Below are 26,232 nucleotides of genomic sequence, written 5' to 3' on the forward strand. Positions count from 1 at the left end.
CTCGGCCAACGGGGCTCCCGACGATTTGAGTCTGCAGTTGTGAAGGAATCAGCCGAGAAGACCTCTTCATAACTGCAGTTTCGAGGAGATACCCAGGTCAGGGCGGGTTGATTTATATGTGACTGCTGGTAACGTCTAACGCATCACAGCGAACTCAAAGGGGAGTTGATGACCGCTATCGATAGCGAAGGGTCCGCACCACCGGTTGTATGGCGCCGACGGACGGTTGTCCGCGACGGGGTCCGACTGGCGGTTTTCGAGTCGGGCGAGCCCACGACCGACCGACCGACCGTTGTCCTGGTGCACGGGTGGCCTGACACCCACCTCCTCTGGACATTGGTCGCGGCAGACCTGGCATCGCGCTATCACGTGGTCGCCTACGACACCCGCGGCTATGGCGAGAGCGACCACCCGCAGGGCGATGCACCGTATCGGTTACCTGAGCTCGCCGCCGACCTGTTTGCGGTGATCGACGCGGTGAGCCCGGAAACTCCCGTTCATGTTGTCGCCCATGACTGGGGTTCGGTACAGACGTGGGAGGCCGTCACCACGCCCGGTGCCGAAGCCCGCATTGCTTCGTTTGTCTCGGTGTCCGGCCCCAACCTCGACCACCTGGGCCTGTGGGCCCACGAACGCCTACGCCATCCCACGCCGAAGTCGTTGGGCCAGGCCCTGTCTCAGGCAGTTTCGTCGGCCTACACCGTCATCTTCCAGCTGCCTGTTGTGCCGAATGTCCTGTTCGGCATCGGCTTACACGCTCCGGTCTGGCGTCGATTCCTCACCGGCCTCGAAGGCACCGACCCCAAGAACATGACCCTGGCGCCCACATTCCGCGCCGACGCGGTGTCCGGTCTGCGCTACTACCGCGCCAATATCCGCGAGCGGATCACCAACCCCGACCCACGCAGCACCCGGGTTCCGGTGTTCGAAGTGGTCAACACCCGCGATGTGGCCCTACGAAGCGCGATCTTCACCAGTACCCACAAGTTCGCGGATCGACTGTGGCGCACAGACACTCCCACCGGACACTGGCTGCCCTACACCAACCCGGGATATCTGGCCGACATCGCAACTCAGTTCATCGAGTCGATCCGAGGAGACGAGATGTCACCCACCATCGCGCGAACCCGCCAGAAGGGCGAGCATCGATCGCTGAACGGCAAACTCGCAGTGATCACCGGAGCCGGCAGTGGCATCGGACGCGAGACCGCCTACCTCTTCTCCGAGAACGGTGCCGAAGTGGTGCTGGCCGACATCAATCTCGATGCCGCCCAAGAGACCGCCGCGGAGATCACCGCCACCGGCGGCACCGCACATGCCTACGCACTCGACGTTTCCGATACCAGCGCGTTCACCGAGTTCGGTGAGCAGATCACCAAAACGCACGGTGTCGCGGACGTGGTGGTCAATAACGCCGGAATCGGTTTGGCCGGACACGTTCTCGACGCCACCGACGAACAGATCCGGCGCCTCGTCGACATCAACCTGATGGGTGTCATCACCGGCAGCCGGGTGTTCGGCCGCAAGATGGTCGAACGCGGCCTCGGCGGGCACATCGTCAACCTCGCGTCGGCCGCGGCGTTCATGCCGCAGCAAGGTCTGGGCGGCTATGCCGCCACCAAGTCCGGCGTCCTGATGTTCTCCGAATCGCTGCGTGCGGAACTGGCCGAGCACCGCATCGGCGTATCGGCGATCTGCCCCGGCATCGTCGACACCAACATCGTTGCCGCCACCGAGTTCGCCGGTGTCCCGGAAGATACCGAGAAGCGGTTGCAGGACAAGATGAGTGGACGCTACAAACGACGCGGCTTCACCCCTGATCGGGTGGCCACTGCGATCCTCCGCGCCATCGCCGACAACAAGGCCGTGGTTCCGGTGACCATTGAAGCAAAGGTCGGCTACCGCATCTACCGCTTTGTTCCTGCCCTGTCACGCCGGATGGCACGCACCAAACTCTTTTAGCACCAGCGTTTTCGGGAGGATGAAATGTACAACTTCGATCCGGGACCAATCGAACTCCATGCCCGCAATGTCGAGTTCGATTGGAAGGACACACCTCTGCACTGGATTCCGGACCACCCGGTCCCGTCCAATGTGGTCAGCATGCTCAACCTGTTACTCCCAGAGGGAGAACGCTGGTTCGTCCAGACGTACAACGAGGCCGTGCCGCTGGTGAAGGACGAGGAACTCGCAGCGGCCATGCGCGGATTCATCGGCCAAGAAGCGATGCACGCCGAAACCCACGACCGCGTGCTGTGGGAGTTCATGGAAGCGCGCGGCTTCGATCCAACACCCTTCCAGAAGCAGATGGAATGGGTGTTCCGCAAGGTGCTCGGGCCATCGCAGCATCCGGATGCCGAAGTGCGGCACAAACATCTGGTCGAGCGCCTCTGGCTGATCGCGGCCATCGAGCACTACACCGCCATCCTGGGCGACTTCTCGCTCAACAACACCTGGACCGAGTACAACGCCGACCCGGCGATGGCAGATCTGTTCCGTTGGCACGGCGCCGAAGAGGTCGAACACCGCGAGGTGGCCCACGACGTGGCCACCTACTTCGGTGACAGTTACCTCAAGCGCGGCCGGGCGATGCTCGCCGTACTGCCTGCTCTGTTGTTCGTGATCCACCGGGGCACCCGATTCCTGGCGGTCAATGATCCGACCGGCAAGATCGGCTACGCGAAGACCATGCTCGGATACTTCCGAGGCGCACGCATGGGACTGCTACCCACGGTGCGATCGATCGTCTTGGCCACCTTCACCTACTTCAAACCGTCCTTCCGACCGACCCAGGTCGGATCCACAGCACAAGCCGTCGCCTACCTCGCGTCGTCGCCGGCAGCAAGGGCCGCGCACAAGTGAATCAGCGCCGCCTCGAGCACACCACCACGATGACCACCGCGCCTCCACATCTGCGGGGCCGCTATCAGCACGATCCCGCGATGCGAGTTGCCAGCGCCATCGGTAAGGTCTGGTTTCCGTTGTGGGGCAGGTTCACTCACCTGAACATTCCCGATCAGACCGGTCGCGTCACCACGCTGGAAGTCGTCGGTCGCGAGGTTGTCGCGCACGACAACAACGTGGTCGCGCTGACCATGGCCGCACCCGATGGCGGCGAACTGACGCCTTGGTATGCCGGGGCACATCTGGACCTGTTGTTACCGTCGGGCCGAATGCGGGAGTACTCCCTGTGTGGAGACCCGGCCGACCGCCACCGGTATCGCATCGCGGTCCGGCGAATCCCGGAGGGTGGCGGCGGATCGATCGAGGTCCACGACACCCTCGACGTGGGCTCCTCGGTCCGGATCAAGGGGCCGCGCAACGCATTTCCGCTTGCCGCACCTGGCCATGGCTCACCGGCAAAGAAACTGCGATTTGTCGCAGGCGGCATCGGGATCACACCGATTCTGCCCATGCTCGGCGCGGCACAACGTCTCGGACTGGATTGGTCGATGGTCTACACCGGCCGCAGCGCCGATTCACTACCGTTCCTCTCAGAACTCGCCGACTACGGCGACAAGGTCACGGTCCGCACCGACGACCGGCACGGACTGCCCGCCGCCTCAGACCTGCTGGGGCCGATGCAGGCCGGGACCGCCGTGTACTGCTGCGGCCCGCCACCGATGCTCAACTCGATCCGCACAGAACTACTCGGACGTGGCGACGTAGAACTCCACTTCGAGCGGTTCAGTCCACCACCGGTGGATAATGGGAGGCCGTTCACGGTCAGTCTCAATTCGAACGAACAGCAGATCCCGGTCAGTGCAACAGAATCCGCGTTGGCCGCGATCCGGCGCGAGCTTCCGTCCGTTCCCTATTCATGCCAGCAGGGCTTCTGCGGAACCTGCAAGGTCCGGGTACTCGCGGGCGAGGTGGATCACCGCGACAACATCCTGACCGAACCCGAACGAGAAGCGGGCGTGATGCTCACCTGCGTCTCCCGCGCCGCAGGCGACCACCTCCGCCTCGACCTCTGAACTCCAACCATTCCAGCCCAGGAGACTCCCATGGCGTCAGCCGACATCCCACAACCTGACCACTCCGTCGCACCTGATCACAACGTCGCACCTGATCACACCGTCGCGATCATCGGTGCCGGGTTCGGTGGGCTTGCCGCCGGAATCAAGTTGCAGGAACGCGGTATCGACGATTACGTCATCTTCGACCGCAACGATGATGTCGGCGGGACCTGGCTCGCCAATCAGTATCCCGGCGTCGAGGTCGACATTCCGTCCGTCACCTATTCGTACAAGTTCGCGCTGAACCCTGACTGGTCGCAAGTATTCGCCCCCGGCTCAGAACTATTGCAGTACGCCCGCGACATCGCCGAGCGCTACGGCATCCGCAGGCACATCCGTTTCGGAACACCGGTCACGGCAGCCGATTTCGATGAGGCCACCGATCTGTGGACCATCACCACCGCCTCCGGCGACACGGTCACCGCACGGTTCCTGATCTCCTGCCACGGCGCACTGTCGACGCCCGCCACCCCAAATCTGCCTGGTCTGGACAACTTCTCGGGCAAGGTTCTGCGGTCGGCATCATGGGATCACGACTACGACCTGACCGGCAAGAAGGTCGGAATCATCGGCACCGGTGCCACCGGGATCCAGATCATCCCCACCATCGCACCGCAGGTGCAGCATCTGACCGTGCTGCAACGCACCGCGATCTGGGTCCTTCCCAAGCCCAATGCGCCCATCCCCGGATTCCTCCGCAACATCTACCGGCGGGTCCCCAAACTCCAACTGCTGCCCCGTTTTCTGATAGACACCACATTCGAGATCTCCGAGACGGTCGGCGTCGTCTACAACAAACAACTACCGGCCATCACTCGTGGCGTGGAGAAGTTGTGTCAACGGCATCTGCGCGGCCAGGTGAAGGACAAGCGTCTGCGCGAGCAACTCACCCCGCACTATGGCTACGCGTGCAAGCGTCCGTCCTTCTCCAACGACTACTTTCCCACGTTCAACCGGGACAACGTCGATCTGGAAACCGCATCGATCGACCGGATCACCAGTACGGGAATCGAATTCACCGACGGCCGCACCCTTGACATCGACACCTTGATCCTGGCAACCGGGTTCAAGATCTTCGACCTGCCCTACCAGATCACCGGGATCGGCAACCAGGACCTGGCCAAGACATGGGATTCCGAGCGGATGCATGCCTACGAGGGCATCACGGTACCGGGCTTCCCGAATCTGTTCCTCACGCCAGGTCCGTACGGTGTCATCGGGTTCTCCTGGTTCGACACCATCGACCTGTGTGTCACCCACGCGGTGCAGGTGGTGGCCAAGGCCGTGCAGTCAGGTTCGTCGCGGGTCAGTGCCACCGACGCGCAGACCACCGAATTCGTGGAGAAGATGCGCAAAAAGGTGCGCAACACGGTCTTTGCAAGTCCGCGCTGCGCCGGGTCGAATACGTATTACATCAACGCCCAGGGCGATTCGCCCTACCTTCGGCCGACCACCCGAATCGAGTCTGCACTCTCACTCCGCAAGGCCCTCAAAGAAGGTTACGAATACTCGGCCTGACGTTCAGCGGGACTCCACGATCTCAGACTCCGCATCCTCGTCCACGACGCTCTCAACCACCACGGCATCACCGAGTTGCTTGCCCCGTAGCGTGAACCATGCGATCGGCGCCGCCAGGCCGGCGGCGGCTATCGCCGCGATGACAGATGTGTGCAGCCCGTCGACAAATGCGTCCTGAATGGTCACCATGATCTGCTGACCCGATGGACCGCCGATGTCGGATGCCATCTGAACACCGGCCATCACCGAGTTCTTCGCTGCATCAACAGCTTCCGGCGGCAGGCCGACGTTGTCGAGTTGGGTTCCGATTCCGGTGGTGTACATCGAGGTGAGGATGGAACCGAGGACTGCCACGCCCAGCGTTCCGCCGATCTCTCGGGTCACGTCGTTGACCGCCGATCCGGCGCCGGTCTGTTCCGGGGACAGAGAATTGGTGATGATGTTGGTCGCCGGGCCCTGAACAAGCGCCAGCCCCATCGCCATCAAACTCATCGACCAGATGATCAGCCCCCAGTACGAAGCTTCCCGTCCGGCCAACAGGACCAATGCGAATCCGCATGCCATCGTCGCCGAACCGAGGGCCGCAACCCGGCCGGGTCCCAGGCGCCGAGCCAGAATCATTGCCAGCGGCGAGAACACCGCCATCACCACCGCAAACGGGAGCGTGTGAAGGCCTGCCGACAGCGGGCCATATCCCTTGACCGCCTGGAAGTACTGGGTGATCAGGAAGATGAATCCGAACAGGCTGAAGAACGCTACCGCGATCAACCCGGAAGCAACAGAGAAGTGCCTGTTCGCAAAGAGCCGGACATTGAGGATCGGATGCGCCGCGCGTAGTTCCCGCAGCACGAAGAGCGTGAGAATGACTGCTGCACCGATGAATCCGGCAATCGTCGTGACCGATCCCCAGCCGTGGTTCGGCCCTTCGATGACGGTGTACACCAGCAGCGAGACACCCACGATGGACGCGATCGCACCGATTGCATCGAAGGAACCAGACTGCGACTTGCCACCACTGGGCACCACGAGCGCAACACCGACCAGTACCGCGGCCGCGATCGGCAGATTGACCCAGAACACCGACGACCAGGAGTAGTGCTCGAGCAGCCAGCCACCGAGGACCGGACCGATGGCCACCGCGATACCGGATGTACCGGCCCAGATGCCGACGGCGATCGCACGCTCCTTGAGGTCGGGAAACAGTCCGATCAGCAATGACAGGGTCGCCGGAAACACCATCGCGGCAAACAATCCGAGACCGGCCCTGGTGGCGATGAGTTGCCCAAGCGTCTGCGATTCGGCGGCAACCACCGAGACCGCGGCAAACCCCAGGACACCGATCACCAGCAGTCGGCGACGACCGAAGCGGTCTGCGAAGTGGCCTGCCGTCAGCAGCAGTCCCGCGAAGGTCAACGTGTACGCGTCGACGACCCACTGCAGACCTGAGTTGTCAGCGGAGAGGTCACGGCTGATGGTCGGCAGTGCCACGTTGACGATCGTGTTGTCGATCATCACCAACAGCACGGCGCCACAGAGGGCAACAAGTGCCCACCAGCGCTTGTCGGTTGCCGGCGATGTCGCCGGCGCAACCAGGGTCCGATCACTCATCGATACTCCTCGAGTAGAAGGTTGATCTATTGTTGTAGGACACTGTTCTACTTAAGAAGAACATTGTGCTACAACGGTGTCAAGGGATTTCCAGAACCTTTATGGAAGGATCGACGTCGTGGCTGTCAGATCGTCGGGACCGGCAACAAGAACTCCGGCCGGTGACGTGCGCGGATTGCTGCTGGCCGCCGCGCTGCGCGTTCTGGACGAACACGGCGAAAAAGGTTTGACGGTTCGGGCAGTGGCGACCGAGGCCGGAGTGGCACCGATGGGTGTCTACAACCATTTCGACGGCAAAGCCGGACTGCTGACCGCAGTGGTCACCGAAGGATTTGAGCGGCTACGCGCAATGGTCGGCGGTGCGGCCGATTCCGACCCACGAGCCCGGCTCAGAGGTTCTGGTGTGGCGTACCGCGAGTTCGCCCTGCAGTCGCCGACCCTGTACCGCCTGATGTTCTCCGGCCAGTGCAAGCCGGAAGGTGACCTGGCGGAGACCGCCTTGTATGCGCTGACCGAGATCGTTCGGCACGGACAGGCCGCCGGAACCATCCGAGCGGGCGATCCGATGATCCTGACATTGCAGATCTGGGCCTGCGTGCACGGCGCCGTCAGCCTCGAACTCGACAGCCGGGAGTTCGACGGCGGCGGACCTTCCGGCACCAATTCGCACTGGCCCCTCGTTTACGAGCAGACCCTTGACCTGATCAGCCGGGGTGTCGCGCCCTAGCTGGGAATAACACCTAGCTCACCCTCAGTCCAAACGACGGAACCCTCAGGGCAAAACGATCGGGGGCTGCCCGGGGATCGGATTCGGGATCGTGTTCTGCCTCGGGCGCGGCGGCGTGACCCGCCGTGTGGTCGGTGGTGGTGGTGGCGGCGGCGTGGTGTAGACGACGATCGGGGCGAGCGCGGCCTTGGTGTCGATCGGCGGGATCGCGGGCGTCGACGGGGTGGACGAAGTCGTCGATGTGGCCGGCGCCTTGGTGGTGGTTGTGGTGCTGCCGCTCGGTGCCGTCAGATAACGCTGCGACTCCAAGCCGGTGGTGTCCTCCCGCCACGGACCGACAGCGGCGGTGATTCCGCCGGCCACGATCACCGCCGCAATCGTCGCGGCGCCTGCCATCACCAATCGGTTCTGTTTGTGTCGGCGGTCCGCAGCCCGCGCATCGAACAGCGGGGCAGGCTCCGTGATCGGTCCGGGAAACGGTTCTGGCAGCGGGTCCGGGAGCGAGTCGTTGAGCTTCACGGGCTCCGGCGGTTGCACCGGCATCGGCGCCGGTTCGGTGCGTGTTTTCGGAGCATAGAACGGTGCCGGTGCCGGTGCCGGAGTCGAGGTGGAGGTCGGGGTGGGCGTCACCGCCGGGACGACGTCGGGATTGTCTGCCGACGAATGCGAATGCCTACTCTCGCGGGTCGGCTTCGGCGTCGTGCCGATCTGCAGCACCGGCAACTGGCCATCGAAAGCCCGCGACATCTCGCCGAGCAGACCCGGCCATTCGACGTGGGACATCACAACCACTGCACAGATCTGGCTGGGAGAGGCCAACGACACCGACCGAGCCACACTGACAGCCTGGACCGCAGCCGGGTTCAAGGCCTCTTCGACATCCGCCTTTGTGACCCGGAGCAGGCCGACGTCCTGTTCACCCATCACAAAGGTGGCCTCGGCGATTCCGAGCACCTTTCTGGCCTGCGGCATCAGCCCGACCAGCTCGCGGGCCCACTCGGGCTTTGCGGGCATCTCGGTTTTGCCGGTACGCACCAGGTGGTCGGCAATCGCGCGATCGAAACATGCAGAGTCGAGGGTGTTGTCGTAGAGTTCGACAATTCGCTGGCCGGTCTCGGCATTCACAGCCGCCCCGCGCACACCACCGTCGTCGACCTCTACCAGCACAAAGGCCGGTCCGAGGGCACCAAGGGTGGCTGTGAGCAGCTCCCGGATATCCGCGAGTACTGCCGCGTCGAGCCAGACCACCCGGCCCGGTGCCAGCGCCTCTCCCGGATCGTGATCCACCACTGCCCCCCGCCGTGACCGACTCACCTCTGCGAACGTTGTCGGTCGCCATTCTGCCTGAGCCATCGACACTGTCGCCTACGGGACCTTCGCCGCGACGAACTCTGATCAAATCTGTAGTCAGATCAGCCGATGGCGTCTTGCCGTGCGAACTCAAGTCGCCGAACCAGGAAACATTGTTGCATTTGCAGCCGCAATCGGTCGGCTATCGCGTTCAACTCCACAAGCTCGGGATGTGTCACGGTGGACTGCGCCATTTGTGAACGTGCCGTTTTGCTCCGCTAGAATCAACCCTCGACCTGTCGTGAACGAATCCGAATATGCAGCTCGATCGAAAGCGGCCTGATGACCGAGTACCGGATCGACGACCTGGCGCGAGCCGCGGGAACCACCACCCGCAATGTCCGCGGCTACCAGGACCGGGGGCTGCTTCCCAGGCCCACCCGGCGTGGCCGCATCGCGATCTACTCCGACAGTCACCTGGCCCGGTTGAAGGTGATCAATGACCTGTTGCACCGCGGATTCACCATCCGGCACATCGGCGACTTCCTGCACGGGGTGCAACGCGGCGACGACCTGGCCGACGTCCTCGGTCTTCGCGAGGTTGTCACCGAGCCGTGGTCGAAGGCGCACACCGAGGCGATCTCCGCCGAGGGCCTCAAGGCATTGCTCAACTCCGGCAACCCAACTCATTACGACAAGCTGATCGAATACGGGCTCATCGAGCGCACTGATGACGGCTACACGCTGCTCGACCGCGAAACGGTGCGAGCGTTCGGCAGACTCACCAAGCTCGGGCTGTCCCTGTCGATGCTCCTCGATGTGTACGGCCAGGTGGAAGCGGACATGGCCCAGGTCGCATCGACCCTGATCTCGGCCGGACGCACGGTCATGGCCAAAGAACACGGCGACGGATGGATTCCGAAGACCGATTCCGAATCCGAGTGGGCCGTCGAGTTGGTCCGCGAAATGCGCCAGGCCGGAACAATTTCCGCTCACAATGCACTCGACCGCGCATTGGACCGCGATCTGGCCGAGCAACTCGACGACTACCTCGGCCACAAAGAACGCGGCCACAAAGAACGCGGGCGCAAAGACCCCGAATAAGCCGTTATGATCGCCGTCCTGCCAATGCGGGACGCAGCGGCGTGGCGGGTAGGTCACGGACGGGGCCACCCAGGCTCGAATACGTCCAGCCGGCCCGACGCCACGCACCGGCGTCCAGGCATCGTCGGCCGTCGATCACGTTCATGTTGCGGACGAGCGGTTTCAGCGCTTTCGGGTCCATGTGGACGAACTCGGTCCACTCGGTCAGCACCAGTACCGCATCGGCCTGCAGGCAGGCATCGTGTGCCGAGCTTGCATAGGTGAGCGTCGGAAAGACTTTGCGGGAGTTGTCCATTGCCTTCGGGTCGAAAACACTGACTGTGGCCCCTTTCAATTGGAGCTGTCCGGCGACGTTGAGTGCAGGCGAGTCACGAACATCGTCGCTCTCCGGCTTGAAGGCCGCTCCCAGCACGGCAATGTTCTTGCCCAGCAGCGTGTTACCGCAATTCGCGGTGGTCAGCTCGACCATCGCGGTGCGGCGTCGCATGTTGATGGAATCGACCTCACGCAGGAATGTCAGGGCCTGATCGGCGCCGAGTTCACCGGCACGTGCCATGAATGCACGAATATCCTTGGGCAGGCAACCACCACCAAATCCCAGACCCGCATTGAGAAATCGGCGCCCGATGCGATCGTCGAACCCGATGGCATCGGCCAGCATCGTCACGTCGGCGCCGCTTGCCTCACATACTTCACTGATGGCGTTGATGAACGAGATCTTGGTTGCCAGAAAGGCATTCGCCGAAACCTTGACCAGCTCGGCGGTCGCGAGGTCGGTGACCAGGAACGGGGTCCCGGCGGCCAGGATCGTGCTGTAGAGCTCGCGCACCTTCACTTCGACAGCACCGGCGTCAGCGGTGCCCGCGGCGTCGACCCCCAACACGATCCGGTCGGGACGCAGAGTGTCGTCGACGGCATGGCCTTCGCGGAGGAACTCCGGATTCCAGGCAATCGTGATCTCGGTGCCGTTGCCGGGCTCGGCACCACTGCCTGCCGCACCCTGCGCGCGACGCTTCAGTTCTTCCGAGGTGCCAACGGGAACGGTCGATTTGCCGATGATCAGGTGGTCACCGTGCAGCCGCGGCGCCAATTCGTCGATCACGGCGTACACGTGGCGCAGATCTGCCGCGTATTCGCCCTTCTTCTGCGGGGTGCCGACGCCCAGGAAGTGCACGTCGGCAAAGGCCGCAGCCCTGTCGTAGTCCGTGGTGAACTGCAGGCGCCCGGCGGCGAGGTTGCGCCGCAGCACATCCGACAGCCCGGGTTCGTAGAACGGGAGGTCACCGTTCTGCAATCCGGCGACCTTGGCCGCATCGACGTCGACGCCGAGTACGTCATGCCCGAGTTCGGCCAAACACGCAGCGTGGGTGGCTCCGAGGTAGCCGCATCCAAATACTGTGACGTTCATACCCCTGTGGGTACTGAACGCGGTTGGCCATCAGGCATCGATCAGGTGGCGCGTCGGCCACCGTCAGCGGAACCCTTCAGTCGTTCTGCTTCTGGGGAAAGTTCAGGTAGGCCTTGGACGGGGTCGGGCCGCGTTGTCCCTGGTACTTGGATCCGGCCGCGGCGCTGCCGTACGGCGATTCCGCCGGACTGGACAGCTTGATCAGGCACAGCTGCCCGATCTTCATGCCCGGCCACAACGTGATCGGCAGGTTCGCGACATTCGAGAGCTCCAGCGTGATGTGTCCGGTGAAGCCGGGGTCGATGAAACCTGCCGTCGAGTGCGTCAGCAGCCCCAGTCGACCCAGCGACGACTTGCCTTCGAGGCGGCCGGCCAGATCGTCGGGGAGGGTGCAGACCTCAAGCGTCGACCCGAGGACGAACTCGCCGGGGTGCAGCACAAACGGCTCACCCTCGGTTCGCTCGACAAGCGTTGTCAGCTCGTCCTGCCGTTGAGCAGGGTCGATGTGGGTGTAGCGGGTGTTGTTGAAGACCCGGAAAAGACCATCGAGCCGGACGTCGATGCTGGACGGCTGGACCAGCGTCGGGTCGAACGGATCGATGGCCAACCGGCCGTCAGCTATCTGGGCACGGATATCGCGGTCGGAGAGCAGCACAGGACGAGGTTAGCCGCTCCCGGAGTCAGCTCCACGTTGTGCCTGCGGGTTCTTGAATCGTCACGTTGATGCGGTTGAAGAAATTGATGGTTGCAATCGCCAGGACGATCCCCGCCATCGCCTTTTCGTCGAAGAGGTCGGCGGCCTCGTCCCAGACCGCATCCGGAACGGCTGTGCCAGGCGAATCGGCGAGCCGGGTGGCTGATTCCGTCAGGTTCAGGGCGGCCCGCTCAGCGTCGGTGAAGAAGGGCGATTCCCGCCAGACCGCGACAGTGTCGATGCGATCTTGGGATTCGCCTTCGTTTCGCAAGGCCGCGACGTGGCCGTACACACACGCCGCGCATCCGTTGATCTGGCTGGCGCGAAGCATGATGAGTTCGCGCAACGTGAGCGAGACACCGCCTTGGTCAATCGCACCGAGCAGATGCGGGATGGCCTTGACGGCCTGCGGCAGGATGGTGGCTGGGTTGGTCATACGTGCGGACATTTTCGGCTCCTCGGATCGGCCCGGCCGATGTGCATGTCACATCTGCGGTGTCGGGCGGTTCATAGCTCTGACACCCGAGGGAAGGGAAATGTGACCGATGGACACCACCAATTTTTTGCTCACCGAGTTCGAGGCCAATCGTGGACACCTGCGCGCCGTTGCCTATCGGATGCTGGGGTCGCTGCCCGAGGCCGAGGACGCGGTGCAGGAGACCTGGCTGAAGGTCGCCGCCGCCGACACCGATGACATCGCCAATATCGGCGGCTGGTTCACCACGGTCACCTCACGCGTGTGTTTGAACATGTTGCGGTCGCGACGGACCCGCCATGAAGAATCGATGGAGATCGTGCATCTGCCCGATCCGATTGTGGCTCCACTCGACTCGGCGGACGACCCGGAAGGCCAAGCCATGCTGGCCGACTCGGTGAGTGTCGCGCTACTGGTGGTGTTGGAGACGCTCACGCCGAGTGAGCGGTTGGCATTTGTTCTGCACGATCTGTTCGCGATGCCGTTCGAGGAAGTCGCGCCGATCGTCGACAAGACACCCGCTGCGGCCAGGAAGCTGGCCAGTCGCGCGCGTACTCGCGTGCAGGGTGCTACGCCCCGGTCGCCAAAGCATTCGGAACAGCGAAGGGTGGTCGAGGCATTTCTTGCTGCGTCTCGTGGCGGCGATCTCGACGCACTCATGGCGGTGCTCGACCCGGACATCGTGTTGCGCAACGATCATGCGGCCGACAAGGCTCCGATGGAGCTGGTGGGCGTCAATCAGGTGGCCCGCGGCGCGATCATCTACCGGGCTGCGAACGCACGCAGTCACATGGTGCGCGTGAACGACGGCATCGGTGTGCTGTCGTTCGCCGGCGACGAGGTGTCCGCGATCGCATCGTTCACCGTTGCCAATAATCGCGTGCTCGCGATGAACATTGTTTCCGATCCGGAACGGATTGCGCGGATGGATTTCTCGGGGGTCTTCTGACCCGTCAGTCACTATCCCCTCGGACGTTGTTCCCTTCGGCGTGCAACCACGTGAAACAAGGGAAATCGATAGTCGGCGTCGGGGCGGTTGATGGTGCGCCACAGTTCATCAAAGCCGGCGTCAAACAGTGCTTCTGCCAGCCGGTTAGGGTGCCACCGCCACGCCGGTGCCACCGCATGATCGAACTCGACGACCGCGTTCACGTCGTCGGTGGCCTGGCAAGCGACCGCGACGAGCGCCCCTGGGTCCATTCTCGCTGCCCATCTGGCGAATACTGCCGGGATCTCTGACGGCGGTACGTGAATCAGACTGTAACGCGCCAGAATTGCGATGACGCGCTCGTCTGCCAACTCCACCGACCTCAGCTCGGCGTCATCGTGGACGAATCGGAGTTCGGGATGGTTGCGACGAGCGATCTGCAACATTTCCTGACTCGGATCGACTCCGATCACCTCCAGGCCCCTGCGGGACAGGTCAGCAGCCACGTGTCCGAGCCCGCAACCCACATCCACCACGATGCCTGCGCGTTGACCTTGCAACACCAGGTCAGCGAAGGCCGCGACCGTGTGCTGCTCGAGCGGGGACTGGTACGCCGTCGGAAAGGTCTCGGAGTAGACCTGCGCGAGAGCGTCATAACCAGGTTGCGTCATTGCGAACATCCTTCCCGGACCCGCGGGCCCACGCACGTACTTACGCACAGTTCAGTCTCCGCATGCGCAGTTCACTCCCCGCATGCGCAGTTCATCCCCATCAGAACGGCGCCGGCGGGATGCTCCGCTCTTGGTCTTCGCGCCGGCGGCGATTGCGGAATCGTTCTTGTTGGCGGCGTGCGTGTTTGGCTGCGGTACGCGGTTGCGTGCGGTGTTGCTGCGGCGTTGGCGGTGACGTTGCCGGTGGCGGCCGACGTGACGGACCGCGGTGTTTGTCGAAGACGATCATCCGTAGCGCGGGAAACAAATCCTCGCCAGTCCAGGCGGGGCCGTCGTAATCCCGCCCTTCCGGGGTGGTGAACACCAATCGGGGGCACCCGGACTTCGGGTCGGGATACTGGTCGTCGAGCCAATCGGTGTACGTCTTCATCAGATGATGAAACCGGCACAGCGTCTTCATCTCTGACGGATGCGTGCAACCACCGGCATCGGGACACTGATGGTTGTATTCGTGCGTGTGATCGAGGTCGGCGTCCCAGGCCTTCTCATCGCATCCGGGCCACATGCAGTAGGCGTCTCGGATCCGGATATAACTGTCGAGCACTGTCGATGGCCGGTAATCATCGCCGGGTTGGGTTGCTCGGAGTGGAACTGTCTGCACGAAAGGCGCTTTGACGTCCTTCGCCGAGACCGGAAAGTCCGCGAGGTCCGGGATGGGCTGGATCGGCGGAGCTTGCACATGGAGTTTCTTGGTCTTGTTCGCCCGCCTGGCCTTCTTCGATCGCCGCGTCTTACGGTTCGGTTGGGGCGTGCAGCCGGCGGGCTGCCCAGCCTTGGTGTCCTCGGTCTTGGTGTGCTCCGCCTTGGCCTGCTTGGTCTTGTAGCCGATCGGTCGTACGACGACGTCTTTGCGGGTGGCGATGTCGCGGACGTGGTCACCCGAGATGACACCCTGTTCCGCGATGAATCCAGGATTGTTTGCGGTGCCGTCGACAGTGGCCTGATCGGCGATCACGTGCAGGACGATCTTGACATCCACACCCGAAATCAACTGGTCGGCAGGAATGGTGAGGATGTCAGCGGTGCATGGATACTTCGGGTCGTTCGGACATTCACATCGGAACTCGCGGCCCATCACCGTCGCGAACAGCGCATCGGCCAACCGGTCGGCCTTGCGCCGCGGATCAGCCTTGCACACCGCCATCGCGAGCTTCTCCAGGCGGGCCATGATCATGGCCATCTCTTCCGCGGTGCCATGCGCGTCGATCGTGGCCATGCCGTACTCGGCCGCTGTGCCCCAGATACCCCGATTGTTTTTCGCGTCCTCGCGTTTGTTGCGGACCAGGTCTGGGTCGCGACGGAAGATGCTGGCATCGACCATGTCTCGCATCCGCTTCTTCGACCACGAGCCCCGACGACGCAGATGCTCAGCGATATCGCGATCGATATCCGCCATATGCTCTGAACCCTCGATTAATTCGGTCCGAGTGATGATCGCCGGAATATGATGCGGGGCCACCTTTCCGTCCTTCAACGCCAGATTGACCAGTGGTAGCCGATCACGCAACGCCAGCGCCCGATTGATCTGGATCTCGGCTGCATACTGGGTGCTCAGCTGCGCCGCCCCGATCCTCGCCGCGCACACCGCAAATGGATCGGTCGCCCGCATCTCGGCCTCGGTGCCGGCATAGGGCTGCACCAACTGACGATGCAGTTCGGCAGCCACTGCGTAACGCTCCCATTCCATCCGAGCCTGCACCACCAGCGCCTGCTCGGCGTCGCGCAGCAGTTCGTTCGGACTCAACGACGCCACGGGACCGAACTCAGGGATCCCGACCGGCTTCTCATCGCTTCTATCGAACATGCATTCGAGACTAGACCAAGCCACCGACAAGTCGGTTTATGCAGCGTGCGGCCGGTTTTGGGGCGTGCGCACAGCGTCGGCACCAATGCCTGTTAATATCGCTCTCGCAGCCTTCGAGGCCGCACGCCGATGTAGTTCAATGGCAGAACGGCAGCTTCCCAAGCTGCATACGCGGGTTCGATTCCCGTCATCGGCTCCACCGGACGTCCGATCCAAGCCAAGCCAAGTCAGCGAGTCAGCCCGCCTCGGCGAGCACCCGTTGCTCAGGAACCGATTCGGATTCGAAGATATTGGTGTCGATGAGGCTTTCGGCCTCTTCCTCGGGAATCGACAAGACCAGGGACAACTCGGTGACCACCGGGCCGCGCGCCGACCGGAGCATTGCCTTCTCGCCTACCGAAACATGACTGTTGTGTTCACGCCGGGCCAGGTCCCGGACGACCTCGGCGGCAACAAAGAGGTCACCGCGCCGCAGCTTCTCTTGATTCTCTTTGAACCGCCGCGTCCACGACAACTGCTCGTCGCCGGTAGGCGCGCGCAACACCTCGATCAGTCGCGCGAGTCCGGCGGCGTCGAAGAGCGGCCGGACGCCAAGCTCCTCGGCCTGCAGGGCCGGCAGGTCGATGGTGAGATCGGAATGATGAATAGTGAGCCGCAGATACTGCGTTGGCGTCATCCGGATTGGGCGACTGTATATCTCGGAGACCGTGGCGGGTCCATGGTGCGGGTGTACAACAACTTGACCGGCAGAGAACTGCATAGTGATGTGATCCTTCTGATCGTGCTGGCGTCGCGCTCAACCGCAAGCACCCCCCGGGGCGCATACCCTCTACCTGACGATCATCACGCCGCCTGACCACCACAACGGACGATCGGTCAAGCAGCGCGACCACGGGACACTGCGCTCATACCGATGAGCACATCGGAGCCCGCGAGCCGACACTTCCATTGTCCTCCTGCAATCGCAGGACGGAACCGTGAGTTTGCTCACGCGCCACCCGCGCATCTGTGTTGTGCCGAGACATCCAGTGCTACAACACAAGTACGCGCTCACACGTACACACCTTCTGAATCCTAAGTCGGCCAGGAGATATCGTGCAGCCGGCGCCGAAGATCCTTCCGGTTGCGGCCTTTGGACTGTCAGCTTGCCGCTGCTGCAGACACGACGCCGGTGCGCTCGTAGTGCTTCATCTCCTCGATGTCGCCGATGTAGGGGCGAATGTGGCCGAGGAACTGCCGAAACAGGGGGCTGGAGCGGAAACCGCCCAGATGATCCTCCACGGAGGACCACTCGATCCGCAGAATGTACCGCTCCGGCTCCTCCACGCCGTTGCACAGCTCCCATCCAAGGCACTGCGGGGCGGCTGCCAGCTGTTCGGCGGCCGCGGCGTAGTCATTTTCGAACTCGATACGCCGCTGCGGATCTTCGATTCGGTAGCGGATGTATTCGACGGTCATCTCGTCTCCTGCCGTGCCACGTGGTGGCGCGACCCCAAGCAGGCCGTCGACGGGGAGATCCGTGGCGTATGTGCTCCCGCTGGCGACAACGCTAGGTGCCCGGCCCTGTGATGACAAGCACAACCTGTTGTTGAATGATGAACCTGCCCGTGGAGGCCCGTAGGCCCCCGAGACTAGAGTCTCGACCATGGCAGATGACCTCGTGGCGCAGAAGAACGGTTCGATCAGTGCGTGGTGGCAGAGCCAGACTGTTCGTGCCGGACGTTCAGCCGACGCAGTGCGGGCCGAGAAGGCCGCGAAGCGGAAGTTGAAGGCCCACCAGCCCGAAGGTGGGGTGTATGGCGCCGACTGCCTGGGGCGTCACAACCCTTCCGCACCTTGGCCATGCGATCTTGTCCGCGGCCTGGACAACCCCGGCTTCCGTAGCCGATAGGCCCGGCTGGCGAATACCCCTGCCGCCCAACCCAGACCGGGCTCCCCGGGGTCCGATTGCCATCCTCGACTTCACATCACGCGTAATCGATGTTGCGTCAACACTGCCCGACCGTCGTTTCGAAAGACGGCCGCAAACAAATCAGTTGCGGCCACGGTGAGGGTCCCGTTGTATTGCTGACGCTCACAACGATTTTCCGAGAAGGTGAAGGAGGACACCATGAAGCTGGCAGAAGCGCTGGCCCGACGCACCGATACAAGTCGACGTGTTGAGCAACTGCGTGCCCGTATCGCCGACAACGCTCGATACCAGGAGGGTGAGCCACCCTCCGAGAACGCCGCAGACCTACTGGCCGAGGCCGAAAACGCACTCAGTGAACTGGAATTGCTGATCCGAAAGATCAACGCCACCAACTCGGCGACGCCTCTTGGAAACGGCACCATCACCGACGCGCTGGCGCGGCGTGATGTCCTGCGTCTGCGCCATGCGCTGATCACCAGTTCGGCGAACGCGGCGGCAGGCAAGAATCAGCAGGCCTACCGGCAACTCCGTTCAGAACTGATGTACGTCTCGGCGCTGACGGTTCGGCCTCTGCGCGAGCGAGCCGACAACCTCGCTCGCGAACTCCGCGAGGTCGATCTGCAGGTCCAACAGGCCAACTGGTCCACCGATCTGATCGACTAGAGCTGGAAATCGACTGAAGATCGAATGCAGCAGGTACCCGATTGCAAGGCGAGCACACACCGTGCGGCGGCGGATCCGTCGCTCCTGGCGGTGCTGCGGGCGGCGCCGAGGGTTCGATTCCCTCACACACATCGCACGCCCTGCACACCGCACGGGTGAATGTGCAAAGCGCACAACACATCACCACGTGCTGATTGCCATCGGGGAGGGTAGGGCTAGGGGAACTGCATTCGGATACGCGTCGGCGGGTTATCCTTCGACCAGACGAAGGGAAGCGCATTGAATCTCGAGGAATTCCGTCAAATCATCCAGAACTCGGGCCCAGATGACTGGCAGGTGATCAAGCATCAGGGACCGAGCTACCACAACTGGTTCGACGGCGGGGTGACTCCCGACGGCTACCGCATCGAGGTCAACAGTCACTACGCAACCGCCTCGTACAAGCCCAACATCAACATCACGATCGCCTGGGGCATGGGACTGGATTTCGAGCACGCCGGAGACGAGAGCCACGCTCGCCGTTTCGAGTGGTCAAAGATCTTCTCCGACAAGACTGTCAATCTCTGTTTCGCCGACTTCTTCTGGTGCGGTGCACTCGTCGACCGGTTCAACTACGTGGTCGCCGACGGCGGACGCGCCGTACTGCCCTGGGCCATGGAGATCCGTGGCCTGGTGACCACCCAGCATGAACACGACACCGCAAAACTCATCCACCACTTGGGCGATCACGTCGAGGGATTCGAAGAATACTTCCGCCGAGTCGGTTTCGCCATCGAGGGTGGTTAGTCCAGCGTTTCGGCAAAGCGCATCACATCGATGATCAGATCGGCTTGATCGCGGAGCGCCTCGATCCTCACCGCGTTGGTCTCGTCCGGACCCCCGGTCCACGCGCGCGCCGCTGCCTCGTCCATTCCGAAACTCATGTGCCGCTGTACCAATCGCTCCAAGCGAACCTCTCGAGGTGCTTCGACGAACCAGATCTCGTCGAGCAGTGAGCGCAGCTGTCGCCACGGCTCGTCGGTATCGAGCAGGTAGTTGCCCTCGGTGATGACCACCGGAACCTCGGCGGGGATCGCGATGGAACCCGCTATCGACTCTTCGACACCGCGGACATAGTCGGGGGCATAGACCGCGGGTTCACCGACGTCGCGCAGACGTTTGATGAGGTGGAGATAGCCGAACCCGTCGAAGGTGTCGATCGAACCTTTGCGGTCGGCAAGACCCAAGCGGGCAAGTTCAGAGTTCGAGAGATGAAATCCATCCATCGGGACGACAACGGCATCACCGCCGAGTCGATCCGCCACCGCGGCAGATACTGTGCTCTTACCGCTCCCCGGGGCGCCGACCACACCGACCAGTACGCGATCGTTTCGTCGCCGGAGCGCCTCCAGGCGTTCGATCAACTCGTCCGTCTCAGTGATCACATTCGCTGCCTCTCATCGATTACCGAAGCCGATTATCGCCGTATCCGTACCTGGTGGGAAAGCTGTTCGACCGGGCATTCGACACCGCCAAAGCCATCCAACGGGTGGTCGCATGCCGCTTGACTTCGGGAAAACCGCCGAATATCACTGCAGATCTCTGCAACACTGAGAAATCCAGAATCGGCACGCAACACTGGTCACTTCGTATGTGCGTCCGGCACAAGGAGCCAATATGCCCGCATTCCGCTCGGTCACGATCGGAATATCTGTGGTGACACTCGCTGCCGCCGGACTCGTCGCGCTGGCGTCCCCCGCCGTCGCGCAACCATGTGGAAACGGCGGCAACGGAAGTAGCGGAAGCAGCGCCTTTGGCAGCAGTGGCCTGGGCAGCAGTGGCGGACAACCGCCGAAGGGTCCGCAAGGGGCGCTCCCGGTCATCGCGAGCGCCAACACCAACGCTGTCGAATGGGTCACCGGTCCCCGCAGCAAGAACAACACATACGACCGTTTCGCCATCTCGGGCACCGACCTCGGGATCAGCTGGGACAACGGATCCGGACAGATCCTGATGGCATTCGGTGACACCTTCGGAAACTGCTCGGTCCCCGGGCAGGAGTGGCGGCACAATGTGCTGCTCCGTTCCGATGACACAGACCCTTCTGACGGGATCACGATTTCGAGCGCGGTTCCGGGTGAACTCATCCCCGCGCTCGGCGTGAGCTACATCGAAGCGACCAGCATTCCCACGGCCGCGATCTCCATCGGCAACACCCAGTACATCAACTACATGTCGGTGCGCGCCTGGGGCGAACCCGGCCAGTGGGCCACCAACTTCTCGGCGATCGCGGTCTCGCACAACAACGGTCAGACCTGGGCCCCCGACACCAACACCATTCGTGTCAACGCCGACATCACCATTCCCGGCATCGGGCAAGTCCGTCAAGACAACAGCAAGTTCCAGATGAACGCCTACACCAAAGGGAACGACGGCTACATCTATCAGTACGGAACCCCCAACGGCCGGTTCGGTTCCGCCTATCTGGCAAGGTTTCTGCCGGAGAACATTCTCGACGTGAACAAGTACGAGTACTACACCAACAACGTGGCCCAGCGCTGGTCGACGGAGTTCGGAAACCTCGCAAACGTTGCACCACAACCCATTAGCGAATTGTCGGTGGCGTGGAACGACCACCTCCAGCGGTACGTGATGCTGCACACCAGCGACCGTGCAGGCGGACTCGTGATGCGGACGGCCGAGAAACCCGAAGGTCCTTGGAGCGCACCGAAACTCCTGGCTCCCGCGAAGGGACTCGGCGGCATCTATGCGCCCTACATCCATCCCTCGTCGTCGGGGAAGTACCTCTACTACACCGCATCGGTGTGGAAGCACTACAACGTGATGTTGCTGCGCACCGACCTCGACCGGGTCTGACCGCCCCTAACGCCCCTGCGCGAGCACCGGCAGAGACTCGTCGCGCTGCAGCGAGAAGAAGTAGGGCGGCGCCCCGCGCTGATCCATCAGGCCGATCACCACATCGTCGCTGATCTTGCGAAACACGTCGTTGATGGGATGCGCGTCGTAGACCATCGTCGCCGAACCCACGCCGCCGTACACGGTGGTCCGCAGCCGCGCCTTGGGCTTTTTGGTTCCCATCACCGGACGCGAGGCCGTCACCAGGCCGGCCAGCGATCGCCCTTCCAGCGACGGCAGTGGCGCGCGCTTGAGCAGGTTGAACGGCAGCCGGCGCGGGTCGAGCGCCCACAGCGCCTGCCCGTCGGCGGTCGGGAACAGCAACGGATGCACCGTTTCGGCATCGACGAACTGCTTGCCCCACCACCCACTGGCGGCGAGCATTCCGTCCATCCAATGACCGGTCCGGACTTCCGCGCCCCGCCAGGTTCCGATCATGAAGTCGGGGTCGACCGGTGGGGCGTCGTCGAAGACGGCCTGCGCCTGCTCGGTGGTGGCCTTCTGCTCGGCGATGACGTTCTCTGCGATCGACATTCCGACAATCTAGCCAGCCTTCGCGCTCCGGCCAACCGTTTGTCCGGGATCCGCGGAAGATTGCCAGGTACGCTGGACTTTGTCCGATTTCAGAATCGAAAGGGGCGATCATGGAAATATTCCTGGTCATCGCCGTCATTGCTGTGATCGTGGGCTTCGTTGCCATGTCCCGAAATCAGGGTTCCGTGCGCCGCCGCAACGAAGAGACCTCTTTGGCCGACGCGAAAGCCGATGCGCGCCAGGCCATCGAACGACTCGGCGGTCAGGTCTACAGCCTCATCGGCTCCAACGAACCGGCCAAATCGGCCATGTCCGATGCCTCGGAACGGTTCAATGCGGCCGGATCACAGATCGAACAGGCCACCACCCCCAAACAGGCACTTCTCGCGAAACAAACCGCATTGGAAGGCCTCTATTACGTTCGCGCGGCCCGCCTGGCCATGGACATGGATCCCGGACCCGAGATCGCGACGCTCGACGGCCAGAAGACCTCCGGAGCCGTCAGCGAAGACCGCGACATCGAGTTCGAGGGCCGGCACATCGCGGCCTCACCGAACCCCTCCGACAAGACGCCCAACTACTACCCGGGTGGACGCGTCGCGGGCCGACCGGTGCCCGCGGGCTGGTATTCCGAGCCGTGGTGGAAACCGGCGCTGGTGGCCGGCGCCTGGGGTCTGGGATCGGTCCTCCTGTTCAACGCGATGTTCTCCGGAATGGCCGGCGTCAACTACGACAGCAACGCCTTCGAAAGCGGTTACGGCGACGGCTATCAAGACGGCATGGACGCCGACCAGAGCGGTGACATGGGCGGGGACCAAGGCGGCGATCAGGGTGGGGACTTCGGCGGCGGCGATCAGGGTGGAGATTTCGGCGGCGGGGACTTCGGGGGCGGAGACTTCGGCGGCGGCGGAGACTTCGGAGGCTTCTGAGTCAGCCGAAGATCGACGTCAAGGCAGGCGCCACATCGTGATGATCCCGGATCAGGCGGCATCGTCCCCGGCCGATGGTCGCGAGGTCCCGGCCCAGGTCCACGTCGTCCTCCCCTGAGGTGTCGAGCAGGACGTCCAGACGTGGCAGTCGCGCCGCGACACCGCGCGGATCAGGACCCGCATTGTGGACGCAGTCGCTGAGCAGCAGTACCCGCGCATCCGCCGGTGGCACCCCGGCCAGCTCCCGCGCCGCCACCTCGAGAGCGAACGCGACGTTGGTCAGTCCCTGGGTCGGCAATGTCAGCAACTGATCGAGCACGGTCTCCGCGCTGACCCGCTCCCCCAACCGAACCAGGACCGCGGCATCTGACCAAAAGGCCACCACCGCAACATCATCACGGGCGAGTTCACCGACCATCGCGCCGACCGTCGCCGCCGCGGTGCGCACCTGCTCACCTTTGGTTGACCCCGAGATGTCGACAACCAGAACGATCGAGCGGCGGTTACGGACCCGTTCACGAACCAGGATGTCGTCGTCGGTGGGCAACGGATTACCGGCGATCGCCACCAGCGTCGCATCCAGATCGATCTCGTCGGTACCACCGCGCCAACGCATCGTGGTCAGCGCGCCGGTACTGGCCCGCCGGGCGCGACGTTGCCGCATCGGCTGCGCCAGCGCCAACCTCCGAGCAATTTGCTTGGCCCGCCGCCTACCGATCTCGTCGACGACCGAAACACTGTCGGAGTCCACCAGATCACCCTCGTCGTCGGTGGCACCCGGCGCTGACGAACCGGGCAACTGCATCGGCTTACCGCGCTCTGTTCCCTTGGGGATCAACGTGAATCCGCCACCTCCGGCCGACGGCTTGAGCAGTGCGGGTTCCTCGTCGAGAACCTTGGGTTTACGACGCAACGGCCGCATGTGCGCGCGATCCCGGCCGTGATCACTCTTCGACCGCCGCGACAGCGGGCTATCGGCCGCAACTGCTCTTCAACCCGGTTCGGCAGCCGCCGGAATCAGGATGAAATGGTCCTGCCAGATCTCGCGCAACACCGCTTCCGGCGTCTCGAAGGCGGTGTCGTCAAGGTGGATTCGCCCGGACAACGCCACCAACATCGCGTCGAGCATTGTGTTCGTGTAACCCTCCGGCAGGCCCCTCGGCGGCTCCACCGAGTCCACCGCGGGCAGCGTGATCCCACGCATCTGCGCCAGTTCCGACGCCAGCAACGCAACGTCGATGGCACCACGCACACTGCTCCCCTGGCGGATGTCGTCGCGCTCGCGGGTGGCCCGCGTGACCGCAACGGCATCGGCAACCACCCGAGCCGAATCGATTCCGGTTCGGCGCTTCACGATTTCGCGTTCAGCCACAGCGTCTTGATAGGTCACCACCAGTCGGCACATCCGGTCGTGCACGGACGTCGACAACCGGGTGGTGCCGATGTTGTCGTAAGGATTCATCGACGCCACCACGCGGAACGTCGGGAGCGCCTTCACGCTGCCCACCCGAGGGATCGTGATGACCCGTTCCGCCATGGCTGTGAGCAACGTGTTGAGTGTGTCCTCCGGCGCCCGGTTGAATTCCTCTATGTACAGGAACCCGCCCGTCCGCATCGCCTCGATGAGAGGGCCCTCGACAAAGTTGTCCGCCGAGTAGTCCTCCCGCAGAACCCGCGCAGGATTGTGATGTCCCACAAGCCGACTCGGGGTCAGATCGGCATTGCCCTCCACGAACACCAGCGGGATGTCCCACTCCGCCGTGATGGTTCCCAGCAACGTCGACTTCGAGGTCCCGGGAGGACCTTCGAGCATCAGGTCCCGTCCGGCCGACACCGCTGCCAGCAACAGGTCGACCTCACGCTCGCGTCCCACCACCTGCTCGGCGATCCTGGCCCGGATCTGAGCGGTTGCGGCCACATCTACGAGAGCTCTTGTCATGCCATCAATCTAAGGTCGACGGGCACCGACGACAAGGGACGCTGTACGCAGCTCAGCTGCCATCGCTTTCGGGCCACGTAGGTGAGACCATGGCACACAGCCATACAAACCCCGGGGGGAACGTCATGGAACAAGCGACGATAGACAAGGGCGGGAGACCGGCCACGACCAGCGCTCGCAAACTGGCGGCCGCCGCACAGGAGCTTTTCATCGCCCAGGGTTTCGAGCGCACCAGCGTCGAGGACATCGCCGCCGCAGTCGGTGTCAGCCGCCGAACATTCTTCCGATACTTCCCAACCAAAGCCGATGTGCTCTGGGCTGAATCGGATGCCGAAATCGACCGCCTGAACGCCTTCCTCGCCGCCGACGAAGGCATCTACCCACCACGCGAGGTGCTCGAATCGGCAGTCGTTGCGGCACTGCTGTGTCGCCCTGCCGATGAGCGATGGGCCAGGCACCGCGCCCAACTGATCCTCACCGTGCCTGCAGTCCACACCCAGGCCGCCAGGATGTACGGCAGGATCCACGAGTCGGTGATCGCATTTCTGGAGCGGCGCGGCATCTGGCCCGCGAACGAATTGGCGGCGCTGACGTTTGCCCACGCGACAACCGCCGCCATCATGGCCGCGCACGAATACTGGATAGCGCACCCCGAAACCACACTCGCCGATTGTCTTCGGTCGACGATCAGGCTGCTGGTCCCGGTGGATCCGGGATCGGAGTGGACCACACAGCTTCCGGCCACCGTGCCGTCGATCTGTATGTCCAGGGAACCAGCCATTCACTCCGGGTGGTGAGATCCGCAGGCGAACCCGGGTCTCCGGTCGACCCCGGTCTCGGCCCCTGAGGGGGCCGAGAGCCTCGATCGACCCCCTGAAATATCACCGCATGTGGGCACCCGACACGCACATATCGTGACCGAGGTCACATTCTTCGCATTGCTAAATGTCTGACCTGCGACGGGTCTCGATCCTGCAACGCACCCCCCGGCGGTCGATCACGGAACGATAACGAAGGGGGCCAATTCTGGTGTAGCGTCGGCGCGGACTCAACG

General features: G+C 63.1%; 26 protein-coding genes and 1 tRNA gene. 14 read left to right on the forward strand and 13 right to left on the reverse strand.

All coding sequences use genetic code 11. The features are described from left to right. Positions 1-168: 168 nt before the first annotated feature. Genes AC1TQG_RS06165 through AC1TQG_RS06180 form a run of 4 tightly spaced genes read left to right on the forward strand, consistent with a single transcriptional unit; the run spans position 169 to position 5,537 of the window. Entirely contained in the window at positions 169-1,962 is a 1,794-nt protein-coding gene (locus AC1TQG_RS06165) for an SDR family oxidoreductase (protein WP_482136049.1), read from the forward strand. Between the two features lie 24 nt (positions 1,963-1,986). Continuing rightward, the gene (locus AC1TQG_RS06170) at positions 1,987-2,862 is read left to right on the forward strand and encodes a metal-dependent hydrolase (RefSeq protein ID WP_482136050.1); all 876 of its coding nucleotides are present in this window, start codon (positions 1,987-1,989) and stop codon (positions 2,860-2,862) included. After that, entirely contained in the window at positions 2,859-3,977 is a 1,119-nt protein-coding gene (locus AC1TQG_RS06175; protein WP_482136051.1) for a PDR/VanB family oxidoreductase, read from the forward strand. Before AC1TQG_RS06170 ends, AC1TQG_RS06175 begins: the two co-directional genes overlap by 4 nt. A 30-nt stretch (positions 3,978-4,007) precedes the next feature. Further along, positions 4,008-5,537, forward strand: a complete 1,530-nt coding sequence (locus AC1TQG_RS06180) for a flavin-containing monooxygenase (RefSeq protein WP_482136052.1) — start codon at positions 4,008-4,010, stop codon at positions 5,535-5,537. A 3-nt stretch (positions 5,538-5,540) separates the two neighbouring features. Here the strand turns inward: AC1TQG_RS06180 and AC1TQG_RS06185 are convergent, their stop codons facing one another. Then, a complete protein-coding gene (locus AC1TQG_RS06185) occupies positions 5,541-7,145 on the reverse strand; it encodes an MFS transporter (protein WP_482136053.1) in 1,605 nt (534 codons plus the stop codon). Between the two features lie 118 nt (positions 7,146-7,263). Here AC1TQG_RS06185 and AC1TQG_RS06190 point away from each other — a divergent pair, with 118 nt between their 5' ends. After that, positions 7,264-7,872, forward strand: a complete 609-nt coding sequence (locus tag AC1TQG_RS06190; RefSeq protein ID WP_482136054.1) for a TetR/AcrR family transcriptional regulator — start codon at positions 7,264-7,266, stop codon at positions 7,870-7,872. Between the two features lie 45 nt (positions 7,873-7,917). Here AC1TQG_RS06190 and AC1TQG_RS06195 read toward each other — a convergent pair whose 3' ends face one another. Then, positions 7,918-9,159 (reverse strand): hypothetical protein, encoded by a 1,242-nt coding sequence (locus AC1TQG_RS06195; protein WP_482136055.1) that lies wholly within the window; start codon positions 9,157-9,159, stop codon positions 7,918-7,920. A gap of 345 nt (positions 9,160-9,504) precedes the next feature. On the opposite strand from AC1TQG_RS06195, the gene AC1TQG_RS06200 reads away from it, so the two are divergent. Then, positions 9,505-10,266 (forward strand): MerR family transcriptional regulator, encoded by a 762-nt coding sequence (locus AC1TQG_RS06200; RefSeq protein ID WP_482136056.1) that lies wholly within the window; start codon positions 9,505-9,507, stop codon positions 10,264-10,266. Between the two features lie 4 nt (positions 10,267-10,270). Here AC1TQG_RS06200 and AC1TQG_RS06205 read toward each other — a convergent pair whose 3' ends face one another. The 3 genes from AC1TQG_RS06205 to AC1TQG_RS06215 form a co-directional block, all read right to left on the reverse strand. Then, a complete protein-coding gene (locus tag AC1TQG_RS06205; RefSeq protein WP_482136057.1) occupies positions 10,271-11,674 on the reverse strand; it encodes a UDP-glucose dehydrogenase family protein in 1,404 nt (467 codons plus the stop codon). Between the two features lie 76 nt (positions 11,675-11,750). Beyond that, positions 11,751-12,329 (reverse strand): dCTP deaminase, encoded by a 579-nt coding sequence (dcd, locus tag AC1TQG_RS06210; protein WP_482136058.1) that lies wholly within the window; start codon positions 12,327-12,329, stop codon positions 11,751-11,753. A gap of 25 nt (positions 12,330-12,354) precedes the next feature. After that, the gene (locus tag AC1TQG_RS06215; RefSeq protein WP_482136059.1) at positions 12,355-12,816 is read right to left on the reverse strand and encodes a carboxymuconolactone decarboxylase family protein; all 462 of its coding nucleotides are present in this window, start codon (positions 12,814-12,816) and stop codon (positions 12,355-12,357) included. Positions 12,817-12,913: 97 nt separating this feature from the next. Between AC1TQG_RS06215 and AC1TQG_RS06220 the strand changes: the two genes are divergently transcribed. Further along, on the forward strand, positions 12,914-13,792 hold the full coding sequence (locus AC1TQG_RS06220; RefSeq protein ID WP_482136060.1) for a sigma-70 family RNA polymerase sigma factor: 879 nt from the start codon (positions 12,914-12,916) through the stop codon (positions 13,790-13,792). Between the two features lie 11 nt (positions 13,793-13,803). Here the strand turns inward: AC1TQG_RS06220 and AC1TQG_RS06225 are convergent, their stop codons facing one another. Both AC1TQG_RS06225 and AC1TQG_RS06230 read right to left on the reverse strand, forming a co-directional pair. Further along, positions 13,804-14,442 (reverse strand): class I SAM-dependent methyltransferase, encoded by a 639-nt coding sequence (locus tag AC1TQG_RS06225; protein WP_482136061.1) that lies wholly within the window; start codon positions 14,440-14,442, stop codon positions 13,804-13,806. A gap of 100 nt (positions 14,443-14,542) precedes the next feature. Further along, positions 14,543-16,306 carry an HNH endonuclease signature motif containing protein gene (locus tag AC1TQG_RS06230; protein ID WP_482136062.1) on the reverse strand — a complete coding sequence of 588 codons (1,764 nt, stop codon included), beginning with the start codon at positions 16,304-16,306 and terminating at the stop codon, positions 14,543-14,545. A 125-nt stretch (positions 16,307-16,431) separates the two neighbouring features. On the opposite strand from AC1TQG_RS06230, the gene AC1TQG_RS06235 reads away from it, so the two are divergent. Next, positions 16,432-16,505: transfer RNA gene (locus tag AC1TQG_RS06235), tRNA-Gly, on the forward strand. 36 nt (positions 16,506-16,541) lie between these two features. On the opposite strand, the gene AC1TQG_RS06240 is transcribed toward AC1TQG_RS06235, so the two are convergent. Together AC1TQG_RS06240 and AC1TQG_RS06245 are read right to left on the reverse strand one after the other, a co-directional pair. Further along, positions 16,542-17,066 carry a CarD family transcriptional regulator gene (locus AC1TQG_RS06240; protein ID WP_482136063.1) on the reverse strand — a complete coding sequence of 175 codons (525 nt, stop codon included), beginning with the start codon at positions 17,064-17,066 and terminating at the stop codon, positions 16,542-16,544. A 380-nt stretch (positions 17,067-17,446) separates the two neighbouring features. Then, the gene (locus AC1TQG_RS06245) at positions 17,447-17,764 is read right to left on the reverse strand and encodes an antibiotic biosynthesis monooxygenase family protein (RefSeq protein WP_482136064.1); all 318 of its coding nucleotides are present in this window, start codon (positions 17,762-17,764) and stop codon (positions 17,447-17,449) included. 187 nt (positions 17,765-17,951) lie between these two features. Here AC1TQG_RS06245 and AC1TQG_RS06250 point away from each other — a divergent pair, with 187 nt between their 5' ends. From AC1TQG_RS06250 to AC1TQG_RS06260, 3 genes are all read left to right on the forward strand, one after another. Continuing rightward, the gene (locus tag AC1TQG_RS06250) at positions 17,952-18,197 is read left to right on the forward strand and encodes a hypothetical protein (protein ID WP_482136065.1); all 246 of its coding nucleotides are present in this window, start codon (positions 17,952-17,954) and stop codon (positions 18,195-18,197) included. A 219-nt stretch (positions 18,198-18,416) separates the two neighbouring features. Next, on the forward strand, positions 18,417-18,881 hold the full coding sequence (locus AC1TQG_RS06255; RefSeq protein ID WP_482136066.1) for a DIP1984 family protein: 465 nt from the start codon (positions 18,417-18,419) through the stop codon (positions 18,879-18,881). A gap of 279 nt (positions 18,882-19,160) precedes the next feature. After that, entirely contained in the window at positions 19,161-19,667 is a 507-nt protein-coding gene (locus AC1TQG_RS06260) for a hypothetical protein (protein WP_482136067.1), read from the forward strand. Here AC1TQG_RS06260 and AC1TQG_RS06265 read toward each other — a convergent pair. Then, the gene (locus AC1TQG_RS06265; RefSeq protein ID WP_482136068.1) at positions 19,664-20,305 is read right to left on the reverse strand and encodes a nucleoside/nucleotide kinase family protein; all 642 of its coding nucleotides are present in this window, start codon (positions 20,303-20,305) and stop codon (positions 19,664-19,666) included. The genes AC1TQG_RS06260 and AC1TQG_RS06265 overlap by 4 nt on opposite strands. A 232-nt stretch (positions 20,306-20,537) precedes the next feature. On the opposite strand from AC1TQG_RS06265, the gene AC1TQG_RS06270 reads away from it, so the two are divergent. Next, entirely contained in the window at positions 20,538-21,737 is a 1,200-nt protein-coding gene (locus AC1TQG_RS06270) for a DUF4185 domain-containing protein (RefSeq protein WP_482136069.1), read from the forward strand. A 6-nt stretch (positions 21,738-21,743) separates the two neighbouring features. Here the strand turns inward: AC1TQG_RS06270 and AC1TQG_RS06275 are convergent, their stop codons facing one another. Further along, positions 21,744-22,310, reverse strand: coding sequence for a DUF4334 domain-containing protein (locus AC1TQG_RS06275; protein ID WP_482136070.1), 567 nt, complete (start codon positions 22,308-22,310; stop codon positions 21,744-21,746). Positions 22,311-22,474: 164 nt separating this feature from the next. Between AC1TQG_RS06275 and AC1TQG_RS06280 the strand changes: the two genes are divergently transcribed. Beyond that, positions 22,475-23,239, forward strand: coding sequence for a DUF1542 domain-containing protein (locus AC1TQG_RS06280; RefSeq protein WP_482137272.1), 765 nt, complete (start codon positions 22,475-22,477; stop codon positions 23,237-23,239). 1 nt (position 23,240) lies between these two features. On the opposite strand, the gene AC1TQG_RS06285 is transcribed toward AC1TQG_RS06280, so the two are convergent. Beyond that, entirely contained in the window at positions 23,241-24,161 is a 921-nt protein-coding gene (locus AC1TQG_RS06285) for a vWA domain-containing protein (protein ID WP_482136071.1), read from the reverse strand. A gap of 69 nt (positions 24,162-24,230) precedes the next feature. After that, on the reverse strand, positions 24,231-25,178 hold the full coding sequence (locus tag AC1TQG_RS06290) for an AAA family ATPase (RefSeq protein ID WP_482136072.1): 948 nt from the start codon (positions 25,176-25,178) through the stop codon (positions 24,231-24,233). Positions 25,179-25,303: 125 nt separating this feature from the next. On the opposite strand from AC1TQG_RS06290, the gene AC1TQG_RS06295 reads away from it, so the two are divergent. Further along, on the forward strand, positions 25,304-25,975 hold the full coding sequence (locus AC1TQG_RS06295; protein WP_482136073.1) for an acyl-CoA-like ligand-binding transcription factor: 672 nt from the start codon (positions 25,304-25,306) through the stop codon (positions 25,973-25,975). Positions 25,976-26,232: the final 257 nt, after the last annotated feature.

The organism is Williamsia sp. Y844 (genome assembly GCF_056786475.1).